This window comes from Chryseobacterium sp. GM_Chr_2 (genome assembly GCF_026540445.1).
Lineage (GTDB): Bacteria > Bacteroidota > Bacteroidia > Flavobacteriales > Weeksellaceae > Chryseobacterium.
This window is the reverse complement of record NZ_JALNUD010000001.1, coordinates 46,607-60,835: the sequence shown is the minus strand read 5'-3', so window position 1 is coordinate 60,835 and position 14,229 is coordinate 46,607. Positions and strand designations below refer to the sequence as shown.

15 protein-coding genes are annotated in these 14,229 nt (G+C 36.2%); 5 read left to right on the top strand and 10 right to left on the bottom strand.

Annotated features, from left to right (window positions below):
* Window positions 1-11 precede the first annotated feature (11 nt).
* The 3 genes from OXQ85_RS00345 to OXQ85_RS00335 all read left to right on the top strand — a co-directional run bounded on the left by OXQ85_RS00345 (window position 12) and on the right by OXQ85_RS00335 (window position 3,209).
* On the top strand, window positions 12-1,529 hold the full coding sequence (locus OXQ85_RS00345) for a RagB/SusD family nutrient uptake outer membrane protein (protein ID WP_267401600.1): 1,518 nt from the start codon (window positions 12-14) through the stop codon (window positions 1,527-1,529).
* Between the two features lie 459 nt (window positions 1,530-1,988).
* Window positions 1,989-2,825, top strand: coding sequence for a sulfite exporter TauE/SafE family protein (locus OXQ85_RS00340; RefSeq protein WP_267401598.1), 837 nt, complete (start codon window positions 1,989-1,991; stop codon window positions 2,823-2,825).
* Between the two features lie 3 nt (window positions 2,826-2,828).
* A complete protein-coding gene (locus OXQ85_RS00335) occupies window positions 2,829-3,209 on the top strand; it encodes a DUF1634 domain-containing protein (RefSeq protein ID WP_267401596.1) in 381 nt (126 codons plus the stop codon).
* Here the strand turns inward: OXQ85_RS00335 and OXQ85_RS00330 are convergent.
* Window positions 3,172-3,750 carry a hypothetical protein gene (locus OXQ85_RS00330; RefSeq protein ID WP_267401593.1) on the bottom strand — a complete coding sequence of 193 codons (579 nt, stop codon included), beginning with the start codon at window positions 3,748-3,750 and terminating at the stop codon, window positions 3,172-3,174. The genes OXQ85_RS00335 and OXQ85_RS00330 overlap by 38 nt on opposite strands.
* 102 nt (window positions 3,751-3,852) lie before the next feature.
* Between OXQ85_RS00330 and OXQ85_RS00325 the strand changes: the two genes are divergently transcribed.
* Window positions 3,853-4,365: a thioredoxin family protein gene (locus OXQ85_RS00325; protein WP_267401591.1), complete on the top strand. Its 513-nt coding sequence runs from the start codon at window positions 3,853-3,855 to the stop codon at window positions 4,363-4,365.
* 41 nt (window positions 4,366-4,406) lie between these two features.
* Here the strand turns inward: OXQ85_RS00325 and OXQ85_RS00320 are convergent, their stop codons facing one another.
* The 3 genes from OXQ85_RS00320 to OXQ85_RS00310 all read right to left on the bottom strand — a co-directional run bounded on the left by OXQ85_RS00320 (window position 4,407) and on the right by OXQ85_RS00310 (window position 5,430).
* A complete protein-coding gene (locus OXQ85_RS00320; RefSeq protein WP_267401590.1) occupies window positions 4,407-4,802 on the bottom strand; it encodes a hypothetical protein in 396 nt (131 codons plus the stop codon).
* Between the two features lie 50 nt (window positions 4,803-4,852).
* A complete protein-coding gene (locus tag OXQ85_RS00315; protein ID WP_267401589.1) occupies window positions 4,853-4,984 on the bottom strand; it encodes a hypothetical protein in 132 nt (43 codons plus the stop codon).
* A gap of 89 nt (window positions 4,985-5,073) precedes the next feature.
* Window positions 5,074-5,430: a hypothetical protein gene (locus OXQ85_RS00310; RefSeq protein ID WP_267401588.1), complete on the bottom strand. Its 357-nt coding sequence runs from the start codon at window positions 5,428-5,430 to the stop codon at window positions 5,074-5,076.
* A gap of 227 nt (window positions 5,431-5,657) precedes the next feature.
* Here OXQ85_RS00310 and OXQ85_RS00305 point away from each other — a divergent pair, with 227 nt between their 5' ends.
* Window positions 5,658-6,671 (top strand): nucleoid-associated protein, encoded by a 1,014-nt coding sequence (locus OXQ85_RS00305; RefSeq protein ID WP_267401586.1) that lies wholly within the window; start codon window positions 5,658-5,660, stop codon window positions 6,669-6,671.
* Between the two features lie 97 nt (window positions 6,672-6,768).
* Here the strand turns inward: OXQ85_RS00305 and OXQ85_RS00300 are convergent, their stop codons facing one another.
* The 6 genes from OXQ85_RS00300 to OXQ85_RS00275 form a co-directional block, all read right to left on the bottom strand.
* Entirely contained in the window at window positions 6,769-7,518 is a 750-nt protein-coding gene (locus tag OXQ85_RS00300; RefSeq protein ID WP_267401585.1) for a succinate dehydrogenase/fumarate reductase iron-sulfur subunit, read from the bottom strand.
* A gap of 117 nt (window positions 7,519-7,635) precedes the next feature.
* Window positions 7,636-9,552: a fumarate reductase/succinate dehydrogenase flavoprotein subunit gene (locus OXQ85_RS00295; protein ID WP_267401584.1), complete on the bottom strand. Its 1,917-nt coding sequence runs from the start codon at window positions 9,550-9,552 to the stop codon at window positions 7,636-7,638.
* Between the two features lie 12 nt (window positions 9,553-9,564).
* On the bottom strand, window positions 9,565-10,221 hold the full coding sequence (locus OXQ85_RS00290; protein WP_267401583.1) for a succinate dehydrogenase cytochrome b subunit: 657 nt from the start codon (window positions 10,219-10,221) through the stop codon (window positions 9,565-9,567).
* Between the two features lie 119 nt (window positions 10,222-10,340).
* Window positions 10,341-11,771 carry an anion permease gene (locus OXQ85_RS00285; protein ID WP_267401582.1) on the bottom strand — a complete coding sequence of 477 codons (1,431 nt, stop codon included), beginning with the start codon at window positions 11,769-11,771 and terminating at the stop codon, window positions 10,341-10,343.
* Window positions 11,772-11,789: 18 nt separating this feature from the next.
* On the bottom strand, window positions 11,790-12,944 hold the full coding sequence (locus OXQ85_RS00280) for a porin (protein WP_267401581.1): 1,155 nt from the start codon (window positions 12,942-12,944) through the stop codon (window positions 11,790-11,792).
* 36 nt (window positions 12,945-12,980) lie between these two features.
* Complete coding sequence (locus tag OXQ85_RS00275; RefSeq protein WP_267401580.1) at window positions 12,981-14,030, bottom strand: linear amide C-N hydrolase; 1,050 nt, start codon at window positions 14,028-14,030, stop codon at window positions 12,981-12,983.
* Between the last annotated feature and the right edge of the window lie 199 nt (window positions 14,031-14,229).

The following is a 14,229-nucleotide window of genomic DNA, read 5'->3' as shown; positions in this document are numbered from 1 at the left end:
AATCTTTAACAATGAAAATTTCTTACCCTAAAAATATCAAAACCTTCGGAAAAATAGCAATCTTTGGAGCATTCTTGTCTGTGATGACAGGCTGTGAAAAAGACCTGATGCTGGAACCGGAAAATAATATTACTCAAACTTCTTTCTATACCACAGAACTACAGATCAATCAGGCATTAACGGGCGTTTATTCGTCAATGGTCAATGCTTCTTCAAGAGGTGGTTTTGATGTGAATTTCTATTTATTGGCATCCGAAGTCCGTTCCAATAACTTTACGGCACTTACCCAAAACGGAAACAGAGATTATTACGCGATCAACCGTTTTCAGGACACTTCTTCCACGGAAGAAGTAGAAGTACTTTGGGAAGATGCTTATCAAATGATTACGTATGCCAATATGATTTTGGCAAGAATTGATGCCGTTCCGTTTGCTGATCATGCAACAAAGGAGCAATATCGTTCTGAAGCGCGCTTTTTAAGAGCCTACGCCTATTTTGAATTGATGCGAAATTTCGGAAAAGTGCCTTTGGTTGATAAGCCTGTGACTCCGGATGAAGCTGCAACAATAAAGAGAACAGATTTGCCTGTACTTTATGATTTTGTTACGTCAGAAATTGAAGCGTCCATCGCTGGGTTAAAAAATACCTATGATGCTAAAAATAAAGGAAGAATTACAAAATCGGCAGCTCATGCGATGTTGGGAAGAATTTATCTTACAGGATCAGGTTTTCCGCTAAACAACAGCAGTTATGTGGCCAAAGCGAAAGATCATTTGTCTACTGTTATTCAGGGGGAAGGGCAATATGTAACATTTGCACCTACCTATGCTGATTTGTTTAAAAGTGCTAACGATAATAAATATCACCTTTTTGAGATTCAGCACATCAGCGGAGGAGTGTCGCAAGGTTCTTACCTTCCAAGCTATGTTTCACCAACTTTCGGAACTGCAGATCCTTTATACAACGCACAGGGAAGTTTATACAGTGCTAATGAGTTGGGAGTTTCTCAGTCTTTGATTAATACGTACGAACCTGGAGATTTGAGAAAAGCAGTAACACTTAAAACTCAATTTATCGCTCAAAACGGGCAGCCGGATTTTGCTAATTATTTCATTAAATTCCGTGAAGCAGGCGCTGTTTTAACCAATCGTTACGACTGGCCGGTTAATTTTCCGATCATCCGTTATGAAGATGTTCTTTTAATGTATGCTGAGATTTTAAATAATGAAGGAAATACAACCACGGCAGTTTCTCATTTAAACAGAATTCGTCAGAGGGCAGGTTTAGCACCACTTTCAGCGTCTATGTCGAGCAGCGATTTTACTACGGCACTTCGTAAAGAAAGAAGAGTAGAATTTGCAGGTGAAGGTGTTTACTGGCACGATTTAGTACGTTGGAATATCGCAGTTTCCGTAATTAATCAGGCGGCTGCAGATCTTAATTATAATTATACTATTACAACCAATGATTATTTATATCAGATTCCTTTATCACAAATTCAGATTGCAGGATATGAGCAGAATCCTTAAAAACCAATATCAATGCTTTAATCACATGTAACTTATATAGTTTTAAACGTTACGAACGAAAGTTTGTAGCGTTTTTTGTTTTAGTAAGGTTTTAGTTAAATAATATAATAGAATATGGAAGCTGGGGACTGGAAGATGGAGGCTGTGTAGAGTTATAAAAATCAAAGTCTTTCCTTTTTTCCTTATTTTTTTATCATCATCAGAAAATGAAGAATTCAACGAGCCTCCATCCTCCATCTTCCAGCCAAATTCTTATTCTTGAATTTAGTTATTTAAGAAACTTTAAAATTTTGTTAAAATCCCACATTAAATTTCACAAAAACTAAATCCTTGTCTAATTTTGTAGTCTTAATAAATAAATTCAGCGGGTTATTTTCTTTGATCGCCTACGATTTTCGGAATTCTATTGATCTTTTTTCATTAATAAAAGCTCCTGAATTTATTGGGAAATACTATACTATGAGCGTTTTGCTGTTTACTCTTTTTGTTTTATTAGGTTCTGTCTGCGCAGGAGTCATCGGTTCACTGTCCGGTTTGGGTGGTGGAATTGTTGTCATTCCGCTTTTATCAATTGTCTTAGGCGTAGATATTCATTATGCCATCGGGGCGGCTTTGGTATCGGTGATTGCAACCTCTTCAGGTTCAGCAGCAGCGTACGTAAAAGAAGGAATTGCCAATATGCGATTAGGAATGTTCCTTGAAATTGCAACCACAGCAGGCGCGGTAGCCGGAGCATTGATCTCCAGCGCAGCACCAAGTTCGTTTATTGCGATTCTTTTTGGATGTGCCTTAATTTTTTCTGCCGGAAATTCTTTAAGAAAAAAAGGAGAAGCGGTTGTGGAAAATTCAAGCAAAATGGCCATTGCACTAAAATTGCCTTCTGATTATCCGATTAATAAAGAAACGAAAGTAAAGTACGGAACAAAGAATGTATTAGGCGGTTTCGGAATGATGGGATTGGCAGGAATGCTTTCTGGAATGTTAGGAATTGGTTCCGGAGCCTTCAAAGTAATTGCGATGGACACGATTATGAAAATTCCGTTCAAAGTATCTACTACCACAAGTAATTTTATGATGGGAGTTACGGCATTGGCGAGTTGCGTGATCTATATTCAGAAAGGCTATATCGTTCCTGATATTTGTCTTCCGGTAATGATCGGCGTTTTAGTAGGCGCCATGATCGGATCTAAAATATTAATGGCAACCGACCCGAAAAAATTAAGAACAATTTTCGCTTTTATCATCTTCTTTTTAGCAGCGAATATGATTTACAGCGGAATTAAAGGAAAAATTTAAGAAATGACAGTTACAGACGATACAATAAAAAAACTCGTAGGAAATGTCCTGAAATATGGTGTTCGCACCGTTTTATTCATCGGAATTTTAGGCGGGCTTGTTTACCTTTTCAATCACGCAAACGATACGGTAGATTATTCTCATTTTGAAGAAAAGGAAGAAAGTATTTTTGCCGTGATTGGAGATATTTTCAGAGGTGTTCAGCAGATGAATGGAAGCAGCATTATTTATGTGGCCATCATTATTTTATTTTTGACGCCGTTTATAAGACTGTTGCTTTCTTTAGTGAGTTTTATTCTTGAAAAAGATAAATTATATGTCGGAATTACACTTTTGGTACTTTGTATTATCTGCCTGAGTGTATATTTTGGTTTTGGGCATTGATTTTTTTAATTTCATTCAAAACAAATTCTATATTTTTTTGTGTAAGATTTTTATATCCATGTTCATAAATACTTTGTAATTGAGAATTATTAAAAGCATCTTTTTTACTTTTAAGTAATAAATCACGTAGTGAGATGATTTCTTCTGCAGCCTGAACTTCGGTATTTAAATAAGATGAAATATTTTCGATACTTCCGACGCATCCTGATTGGTATTTCATTATTAAAGGTTTCTCAAAATAATATTTATAAATTTCTAAAAACCTTTTATCATTTCTTTTAAATAATTCTTGGCTAGAATATAACTTTAGAGCATTGCTACCATTTTGAGCCAAATAATAAAGCTCATCATTGGTAGCGCTTGCAGATAATTTTTGAAAGTATCCATAAATTTTACTTTTCTCTCCGTCAATTCCAATATTATAAGATTCTGCATATGAAATTGTATCTAAAGGTTTTGCCAATTCTATTGTTTTTTGAGAAAGTTGAGCGTCCACAAAAGTAAATTGGATTATCAAGATTAAAATAAGTGATAATTTCATTCAATAAATATATAAAATAGATAGGATTAATTTTTTCAATGGTTTTACTATTTAGAAAAATACCTACATTCGTATAGTTTTAAAATTCAAAATTATTATAAAATGAAATTCTCAAAAATAGTAATCATATTAGGATTGTTCCTGTTTCAACTCAATTTTGCGCAGGAAAAGGCAGATGCTGTGCTAAAAAAAGCATTGACAGAAGCCAAAGCTGGCAATAAAAATGTTTTATTGGTTTTTCATGCTTCGTGGTGTAAATGGTGCAAACTGATGGAACATAATATGAATCTTTCCGAAACAAAACCGATCTTCGACAAAAATTTTGTAACAGCTTATATCGATGTTCAGGAAAGAGGTGAAAAGAAAGCCCTGGAAAATCCGGGCGGACAGGAAATCATGAACAAATATAAAGGTCAGAATGCAGGATTACCATTTTGGTTGATTCTGAATCCTAAAGGAGCCGTACTTGCCGATTCTTTCGATCAGAAGGGAGATAATTTAGGTTCGCCGGCAACTCCAGACGAAGTGCAAGCTTTTCTTACTAAACTGGAAAAAGGAGCCAAATTAAATACAGAACAAAAGCAAACCATCCAGAATGTGTTTGTGAAAAAATAAAAAAATTCCTCGATATGCTCGAGGAATTTTTAAATTAAATTTTATTTACCAAAGAATATTCTATCCTGTTTTTGCTGATCATTATAAATAATCTGGAAACTGATCGGCATATACTGATAAAGCAGTTTCCAATGCTGAATTTTTGCATGCTTTTTAAAGCTTTCAAATGACCTTACAAACAGGTTTTCAATCATTCCTTTTACATAAGAATCGCCACCTTTGTAGATCATATCCATCAGTTTGATGTGGTGGGCAATGATGCTTACTTTAGCTTCTAATAAAAGCTTTTTCAGGTAATTTACGGTCGCCTGAATAACGCCCGGAAAGTTATCCTGCACAGACAACTGTGATATTTCGCCTCGAAGTGGTGGATAGAAAAATTTTAAATATTCAATAGCTATTTTTTGATTAATAGTCTGCATTTTTACATTCATCATAATTAATATTTTTCAGAACTAATTTATTTCCGCGAAAACTATACCAAACTTTACAGGCAAGCCGCAAAAATAAATACTCCTACAATCACGGCAATGTGAGTTGCTAATATCTCGAAATTGTGTCTGTTGGTCGTAGTTTTGAAGGTTTTCCAGTCGGATATTTTTCTGATCTTTGTTTTCATAAATAGTTGATTTTTAATGGTTTTTTATTTTGATGAATTGGGTGCTTTTGTAATGAAAGTTCTTAAAAATGTAACAAACCTGATTTTTATTATGTGCCATGGCTGTAGATTTGTCTCGAATGTATTTTCTGAAGTTCCTGAGAAATGTGACTAAAGATCACTTTTCGATATTCTTCGCTGCAAAAAGCAGTTGAATTGTCCAGAGAATAAATAAACGTACATTCAACGGCGTATTTTAGCATAATGTCGCCGTCACGGTAAATATTGTTCATCTTTTTTAGACATTTGAACAATAGATTTCGGTCATTTTGCCGAATCATCTTTTTAATATGATCGTTGAAAGTATGGATCACGCTGTATGAGCTTGGTGTTTTATTTTCTTCCAGTTCTTCTTCAATAAATGGGATCACTTCCGAGATCTCCTGAATGGCTTTTAAATAATTCATATTCTATTGTTTTGAAAGACATGATACCAATGGCGTACCTTTACAATTTATTTTAATTAAATATCAATAAATCAGTATTTTAATTTTATTTTAATTGAATTCTGGTTAAAAAAATCCTGTCAAAATGATAGGGTTTTTATCAGAATGAAAAGAAACAGAAAGAAGGATCTTATTTTTATGTTGGAAAGGATAGAATGAATATCTTTGCAATCCAAAATATTCAAGAGATGTTTTCAAAAATCATAGTACACAGAGTCGGAAATAAAATCAACGGAGAATCTTTAACGCTTTCTCAGGAAGAATTGCAACTGGAAGAAGGAATGGCAGAACTGCTGGAAGACTATTTTTTAGGTTCTTTCAAGTCGGAGGAAACATTCCATTTTTACAGCGATACCTATTTGGTGAATAATCCCGTTTACAGCTCGGTGTCTGAGATTTTTGATGACAAATCGAAGTTTCTTTGGGAGTCTGAAAATATTGCAAAACACCTTTTTGAAGCGGCGGAAAACCCAAGAGTTCAGGGTGGAGAATTGTTTATCGTTTATTTTGAAGACGAAAGAGAAGGCACAGAAAGAGTCGACAAGATCGGAATTTTCAAAACTGAAAAAAGAGAATCTTTTCTTAAAATTTCTCCTCAGGATGAAACTTTTGATATTGAAAAAGATCAGGGAATTGGTTTGTCTAAAATTGATAAAGCGGCTTTAATTTATAACAACGATAAAGAAACCGGATATGTACTTTCTGTGGTTGATAACAACAAAAACGGAGATATGTATTATTGGTTTGAGGATTTCTTAAAGGTAAAACAGCGTGATGATGAATATTTTCATACGCAGGAAGCATTAATGGTGTATAAAGATTATATCACTAAACAATTACCTCAGGAATTTGAAGTTTCTAAAGCAGATCAGGCAGATTTCTTAAATAAATCAATCAATTTCTTTAAAGAAAAAGAAGAATTTAAACTGGATGAATTTGCCAATGAAGTATTGGGCGATGAGCACGTAATCGAAAGTTTTAATAATTTTAAAACAGATTATGAGCAGGATATGCAGATTAATATTGCTGAAGAATTCCCCATCAATGAATCTGCAGTAAAGAAAACGCAGAGACATTTCAAAAGCATCATTAAATTAGATAAAAATTTCCACATCTACATCCACGGTGACCGTCAGAAACTGGCTACCGGAGAAGATGAAAACGGGAAATATTATATGTTGTATTTCGATAAAGAAGTTTAAAAACATTTAGAACTAAAATCAACTTTCACTAAACCTTATAGGTTTCTAAAACCTATAAGGTTTGATAAAATGATGTTTGAAAAATCAAATTATTCAATTATTTCTTCCTAAAAAACAGAGCTCTGCTGTATTCATAATTCATTCTGGCGATATTCAGTACAGAAATTCCCTGCGGACATTCCACTTCACAAGCTTCGGTATTTGAACAATGCCCGAAATGCTCAGAATCCATCTGCTTAACCATATTTAAAACACGGCTGCTTCGTTCTTCTTTGCCTTGAGGAAGCAAAACCATATGCATGATTTTTGCTGAGGTAAACAAAGCTGCACTTCCATTTTTACAGGTCGCAACACACGCTCCACAGCCAATACAAGCAGCGGAATCAAAAGCCTCTTCGGCTGTCTGGTGAGTGACTGCAATTGCCGTTGCATCGGGAGCTTGACCAGTATTAATTGAAACAAACCCGCCGGAAGAAATAATTCTGTCAAACGCAGAACGGTCGACTTTTAAATCTTTTTTAACGGGAAAAGCCAACGCTCGGAAAGGTTCAATCACAATCGTTTCTCCATCTTTGAAAGAACGTAAATGAAGCTGGCAGGTTGTCGTATGTTCCAAAGGCCCGTGAGCCAATCCGTTAATCATCATTCCGCATTGTCCGCAAATTCCTTCACGACAGTCGTGGTCGAATTCTACGGGTTCGTCGCCTTCTGTAATTAATTTTTCATTTAAGGTATCGAGCATTTCAAGGAAAGACATGTGAGGATTTAATTCTTTTAAATCATAGTTCTCTAATTTTCCTTCACTTTGTCGGTCTTTCTGTCTCCATATTTTAAGGTGTAAATCCATAAGTTCTGTGTTTTTTTGTAATCTTTAATAGTAAGTATTTTTTATGTCAATGGCTTTTTTTCAAGATCTTAACTCCAACCACTTGGCTCTTCTTACTTTTATCTTTTTACTTCAATATTATTTATAACTCCTTACAGTCGGCTGAATTTCTTCGAAAATCAAAGGTTCTTTTATCAATTCAGGTTCGTTGTTTTCACCTTTCCAAGCCCATGCAGAGATGAATTGAAATTCAGCATCATTTCTCAAAGCTTCACCATCGGGAGTTTGAAATTCTTCACGGAAATGTGCTCCACAAGATTCATTTCGGGTTAACGCATCATAACACATCAGTTCACCAATTTCGAAATAATCGGCAACGCGACCCGCTTTTTCGAGTTCGGTATTCATTTGATTGCCTTGCCCGGAAACTTTTACGTCTTTATAAAATTGATGTTTGAGTTTTCGGATTTCTTCGATGGCGTATTTTAAACCTTCTTCATTTCGGGCTAAACCACAATAATCATACAGTAATTTTCCTAAGGTTTTATGAAAATAATCAACCGTTTTTGTTCCGTTGATATTGATAAAACCTTCAATTTGTTTTTTAACTTCATTTTCGGCTTTTTCAAATTCAATATCATCTGTTGAAATTTTTCCAGTATGAATTTCATTCGATAAATAATTGGCAATCGTGTAAGGTGCGATGAAATAACCATCAACAGAAGCCTGAAGAAGAGAATTCGCGCCCAGTCGATTCGCTCCGTGATCGGCAAAATTGGCTTCACCCAACGCAAATAGTCCGGGAATCGTGGTCATTAATTCATAGTCAACCCAAAGTCCGCCCATCGAAAAGTGCGCAGAAGGAGAAATCATCATGGGTTCTTCGTAAGCATTGTAACCTGTAATTTTAAGATACATATCAAATAAATTTCCATATTTCTCCTGAATTTTTTCTTTTCCCTGTTCTTTAATGGCTTTAGAAAAATCAAGATACACGGCGTTTTTCAATGGACCGATTCCGAAACCGGCATCAATTCTTTCTTTGGCAGCTCTTGACGAAATATCTCTTGGTGCTAAATTTCCAAAAGCGGGATAACGTCTTTCTAGATAATAATCTCTTTCATTTTCAGGAATATTGTTTGGTTTTCGGGTTTCATTTTCTTTTAGAGGAACCCAAATTCTGCCGTCATTTCGTAAAGATTCGGACATCAAAGTCAATTTCGATTGATAATCTCCCGATTGCGGCAATGAAGTAGGGTGCACTTGAATCCAGCTTGGAGAAGCCATCAACGCTCCTTTTTTATGCGCTCTCCAAATCGCAGAACCGTTGCAACCCATCGCCAAAGTCGATAAATAATATATTTTTCCATAACCGCCGGTCGCTAAAACGACAGCATGAGCGGAATGTCTTTCAATTTCTCCTGTATCTAAATTTCGAACAATAATTCCTCTTGCTTTTCCGTCTATCATTACTAAATCCAGCATTTCATGTCTTGAAAATAACTGTACACTTTTCTTTCCGACTTGTCGCATCAAAGCCTGATAAGCGCCCAAAAGCAATTGCTGTCCGGTTTGCCCTCTTGCATAAAAAGTTCGGCTTACCTGAACACCTCCAAAAGAACGGTTGTTCAGATAACCGCCATATTCTCTTCCAAACGGAACACCTTGTGCAACAGCTTGATCGATGAGGTTTAAAGAACATTCAGCCATACGATAAACATTGGCTTCACGCGCTCTGAAGTCGCCGCCTTTTAAGGTGTCAACGAACATTCTGTAAACGCTGTCACCGTCATTTTTATAATTTTTAGCCGCATTTACACCGCCTTGAGCCGCCACAGAATGCGCTCTTCTCGGGCTGTCCTGAAAACAGAAGGATTTCACATTATAGCCCATTTCGCCCAAAGATGCAGCGATAGAACTTCCAGCTAAACCCGTTCCGACAACGATAATATCCAATTTTTTTCGGTTGGCAGGATTGACAAGCTTGGCAGTTTTTTTATAATTTTCCCATTTCTGTTCTAAAGAACCTTCCGGTATTTTTGAATTTAACATCATGATTTTTTCAATTTAACGGTACGTGAAGAATACATAAATCGGCATTAAGGCAAATCCAACACTAATGATGATTGAATAAGCGATTCCAACGGTTTTAAACCATTGTACAAATTTCGGATGAAACAATCCCAACGTTCTGACAGCGCTGTAAATTCCGTGAATTAAGTGATAACATAAAGCTATCATCGAAATAACGTAAATAATAACATACCACCATTCTTTAAAAACAGTGACAACCAGAATGTACAAATCTTTATTTCCGTTTTCATCCAATGGCGGATTTCCAAATTTGTAGACATACCAAAAATTTTGAAAGTGAATGACAAGGAAAATCAATAATAATGTTCCTAAAATTCCCATATTTCTGGAATACCATTTACTGGCTCTTCCACGTTGGTCGGATTGATAATTCGCTCCAGCTTTTTTATTTTTTAAAGTAATAATTAAACCATCCAAAGCATGAAGAATAATACTTGCATACAAAACGTAGGAAACAATTTTAATGACAATATTACCCGAAAGAAAATGCGAGTATGCATTAAACTGAAGATGCGCCTGTTCCTGCGGTAAAAAAAGCTGAAGATTTCCCAAGAAATGAATCAGCAGAAAGAAGCTCAGAAAGAGTCCTGTAAGACACATCAGCATTTTTCGTGATAAGGTTGACAGCATATTTTTTTGATTTTTGATTAATGGCTTGAAGATGGAAGATGGATGCTGGAAGTTTATGAAAAGTGATGCTAATATGCACTAATAAAACCTCCAGCTTCCCGCTTCCAACTTCCCACTTTTTAATAATACCCTAAAACTTTCATCCAAAGTCCACCAACTCCCATGTAAATTATTAAGAGAACAATTCCGATTTCCAAGCCGCGAAGCCACCATGCTTTTAAATCCACATAGCCGCTTCCGAAAAATACGGGAGCAGGACCATGACCGTAATGCGTCAAAACGCCATAAATTGAACCCAAAAATCCAAGCATCATCGCCAACAACATCGGAGGAATTCCAACGGCAACGCCAACTCCTAACAAAGCGGCATACATGGCTGCAACATGGGCTGTCGCACTCGCGAAAATATAATGACTAAAAAAGTAGACGAGAATAATCACCGGAAATGCGACCGTCCAGGTCATTCCACCAATTTTCATTTTAATTAAATCGCTGAACCATCCGATAAATCCTAATTCGTTTAATGAGCTCGCCATCATCACCAAAACGGCAAACCAAACGATGGTATCCCAAGCTCCTTTTTCAGATTTTACGTCTTCCCACGTTAACACTGAGGTTAATAAAAGTAATGTTAAACCAATAAAAGCCGTTGTGGTTGCATCAATAGACAACGCTCCACCGAAAATCCAAAGAGCCAATAAAATGAAAAATGCCAATAGCATCAACCATTCATTTTTGGAAATAGGTCCCATTTCTTGTAATTTTTGAGTAGCCATTTTCGGAGCGTCACCTGTTTTCTTTAATTCCGGTGGATATAATTTGTATAAAACTAATGGCACTACAAAAAATGCGACCAATCCCGGAACAAAACCTGCTGCTGCCCAAGACATCCAGGTAATATTAATTCCCAGATTTGCCGCAAATTTCTGACACATCGGGTTGCTTGCCGTCCCTGTCAGGAACATGGAAGAGGCGATGAGGTTCATATAATAGCTGTTCAATGTTAAATATGCCCCTAATTTTCTATGGGTTTCAGGTTTGTCAGGAACAGAATCGAAACTTATCGCCATCGATTTCATAATCGGATAAATGATTCCGCCACCTCTTGCCGTATTGCTTGGAATGGCTGGAGCTAAACAAACATCAGCCAGTCCTAATCCATAGGCTAAACCCAATGAACTTCTGCCAAAAACTCGGATGAATAAAAAGGCAATTCTGTTTCCCAAGCCTGTTTTAATAAATCCTCTTGCGATAAAAAAAGAGATTCCAATCAACCAAATCACTTTATCTCCAAATCCTGAAAGTGCTTTTGTGATTGATTTTCCTGCATCTCCCGGAGCTACAACCTGTGTAAGGGCGGTAAATCCAATGGCCATCATACACATTGTCCCCATCGGAGCCGCTTTTAAGATAATTCCTAAAATGGTTGCTGCGAAAATGGCGAATAAATGCCACGCATTGTTTGTAACGCCTTCCGGAGCGGGAATAAACCATATGATAAGAGCGACGGCAAAAGTGATTGCTACAGCTTTAATATTTATTTCTTTCATAATAGTTAGTTTTAAAGTTTAAAATCTACTTTGTACCTGAACAATAAATAGATTGTTGTTATACTGAGAGGTATTTTCTACTTGATGCTTGTACCTGTCGAATTGCATTCCCAGTTGAATTCTTGCACCATAATTTTTCAAAAATTCTAAACCGAACATTGGCGTAATGGTCTGTCTGGGATTGGAGTTTAATCTGAAATTAGTATCCAAATATTCATAACGGCAAGACAGTTCAAAGGCGCTGAGATTTTTATGATTCACCTCATATCGCAAATTTGGGAGGAAATAAGCTCCTCGAATTAAATATTCATCAGGGTTTTCAGGTCTTAGCTCAGGATCTACAGCGAAATACAAAGGATGATTGGTAGCCTGTTTAGCTTCCAGCTGCATATCTAAGCTCCATTTAGGATCAAAATGAATTAACGAGCTCAGATCAATTCCTACAGCATATACTTTTTTGCTGAAAACGTCGCCTATCCCGCCATTTAAACCAAGATTTAAATTATATTTTTTAGCTAAACCAAAAACCAATCTTGTGGAATATTGTTTTCCGTTGTCATTATCATTGACCTGATTTTTTCCATTTCCATTCACGACTGAAACGGCATATTGAAAAGGAATTTCACCTAATTCCAATTGTCCTGTTGCGGATAGCCCGATCTGAAAGCTCGTCCAGCCTAATTTCCCGAATTCGGTGTATTGGTTAGACCAGTCCAGCGATTTAATAATATCAATAGGATAGGTTTCCTCAATTCCGAACCATGGTCTAAACTGCCCAACGGTAATAGCTAATTTTGGATTAAAAGTATATTTTAGGTACGCATTTTCAAGCACTCTTGATTTCGGATCATTTTTAAAATCTGCGAGATTGGCAAGAACCACAACTTCTGTCCGTTTGCTGATTTGGGCACGCATCTGAACCCTCATGTATTTAATCATGAAATTGTTATCTGTGCCGCTGCCATCGGCATGATGAAGTCCGTTTACATCAACATCTTTGGTCATTCCGACGAGATATCGGGCCTGAAAAAGACCTTTAATTTGAAGCTGAGGATATTTTATATTGTCTTCCTTTGGTTCTGTTTTTACAGAATCAGGAATCTGTGCGATTGCCTTACAGCAGAGAAGCATCAGGCAAAATAACAGACTCTTTTTAATTGGGTAAAAAGTCATAAGATTTGTGTTTTGGTGAAAAGGGAGTTTTTAAATTTAATTCAGTCCTAAAAATTTGAAAGGCTGTGATTCTTTAAAACTGTTGTTGGCTTTTCCGTTATAGGTTTGATAGTTGCTTAAATCTAGCTTCATTACTTTACCTTTCGGGCTCAAATCAAACTCTTTAAGATCAACCCAAAATGTATTGGGTGTAAAAACTGTTTCAAAATAGTAAGTAAGGTTTTTTTGGTCAGAAACAGAACGCCATCTTGTAGAAGAAATATTAGGTTCCGTTTCAGAGGAAATTCCGTACGGAACAGAACAGTTTCTGATCACACTGAAAACGCTGGCTACGGCTTTTCTGGTATCCGAAGTTTGCGGAATAGCATTGATATAATAAGAGGCTCTTACAAAACGGTCGGCGGCACGGTTCGTTCCGGGAAGCATTACAGTTCCGGAAATGCCCTTCCAATAGTTGTTTAAAGCCAATTGTTCTTCAAAAATAGGAGAGTTGGTCATCACATTATAGTCTGAAGAATGATGAATAACCAGTTTACCTTTAATATATTCAAAAACGGCATTATCACCCGAAGCATCTGAGATAGAAAGATGAACGGTGGTAAATCTTTCCGTGCCTGGAATATAATCGCTTACGATAATGAATGGTTCTTTCACTACATAATCTACCGCTTCTTTCACGGTTGCAAAATTGTCGAGGAAATATTGTGCCCAAAGCGAAATGGCAATCCCTTTTTTTCCTCTTTTGGGATCAAATTTTGGATATTCAGATTCGCCAAGCCAAAGAAGATTCGCCACCAGACCTTTTTCGTTCATTCCGTCTGATGAAGCGATGTCCCAAGAACTGCTGATAACGCTTCCGTATTTAGATTTCCACTTTTCAGAACGTGGCCCCACTTCTCCGGTTCGGTCTATGCCTTTAGGAAAAATCCATAAATTGGCAGGAATTTCATCACGCCAATCCATCGAACGTGCGGTGAGAACGGTATTTTCCGGACCTTTGTAGACGATTCTTGTGCAGGCTTTGTATTCGCTCCAAATTGCAAATGAAAAAACGAATGAAAAAAGAATTAAAGGGAATTTTTTCATAATATTATCTTTAAGTGAAAGTATATCTCGAATTTTCAAACGAAGATTCAAGTGTTTTTTATGTTTTCAAGATTTGGTGATATAAATTTAACTATTTTTGTTTAATTAACATAAATTTTTAAAGAATTAATATTTTATTTATGTTAATAATCACATTTGTAAAAATTAACTTGAAAGAGTCTTAATTTTTTTGTAATTT

Coding starts and splice junctions, on each gene's coding strand:
- OXQ85_RS00275 (WP_267401580.1), bottom strand. CDS start 14,030: ATGAAAAAATTCCCTTTAATTCTTTTTTCATTCGTTTTTTCATTTGCA.
- OXQ85_RS00345 (WP_267401600.1), top strand. CDS start 12: ATGAAAATTTCTTACCCTAAAAATATCAAAACCTTCGGAAAAATAGCA.
- OXQ85_RS00330 (WP_267401593.1), bottom strand. CDS start 3,750: ATGAAATTATCACTTATTTTAATCTTGATAATCCAATTTACTTTTGTG.
- OXQ85_RS00290 (WP_267401583.1), bottom strand. CDS start 10,221: ATGCTGTCAACCTTATCACGAAAAATGCTGATGTGTCTTACAGGACTC.
- OXQ85_RS00305 (WP_267401586.1), top strand. CDS start 5,658: ATGTTTTCAAAAATCATAGTACACAGAGTCGGAAATAAAATCAACGGA.
- OXQ85_RS00340 (WP_267401598.1), top strand. CDS start 1,989: ATGAGCGTTTTGCTGTTTACTCTTTTTGTTTTATTAGGTTCTGTCTGC.
- OXQ85_RS00315 (WP_267401589.1), bottom strand. CDS start 4,984: ATGAAAACAAAGATCAGAAAAATATCCGACTGGAAAACCTTCAAAACT.
- OXQ85_RS00335 (WP_267401596.1), top strand. CDS start 2,829: ATGACAGTTACAGACGATACAATAAAAAAACTCGTAGGAAATGTCCTG.
- OXQ85_RS00295 (WP_267401584.1), bottom strand. CDS start 9,552: ATGATGTTAAATTCAAAAATACCGGAAGGTTCTTTAGAACAGAAATGG.
- OXQ85_RS00300 (WP_267401585.1), bottom strand. CDS start 7,518: ATGGATTTACACCTTAAAATATGGAGACAGAAAGACCGACAAAGTGAA.
- OXQ85_RS00320 (WP_267401590.1), bottom strand. CDS start 4,802: ATGATGAATGTAAAAATGCAGACTATTAATCAAAAAATAGCTATTGAA.
- OXQ85_RS00325 (WP_267401591.1), top strand. CDS start 3,853: ATGAAATTCTCAAAAATAGTAATCATATTAGGATTGTTCCTGTTTCAA.
- OXQ85_RS00310 (WP_267401588.1), bottom strand. CDS start 5,430: ATGAATTATTTAAAAGCCATTCAGGAGATCTCGGAAGTGATCCCATTT.
- OXQ85_RS00280 (WP_267401581.1), bottom strand. CDS start 12,944: ATGACTTTTTACCCAATTAAAAAGAGTCTGTTATTTTGCCTGATGCTT.
- OXQ85_RS00285 (WP_267401582.1), bottom strand. CDS start 11,771: ATGAAAGAAATAAATATTAAAGCTGTAGCAATCACTTTTGCCGTCGCT.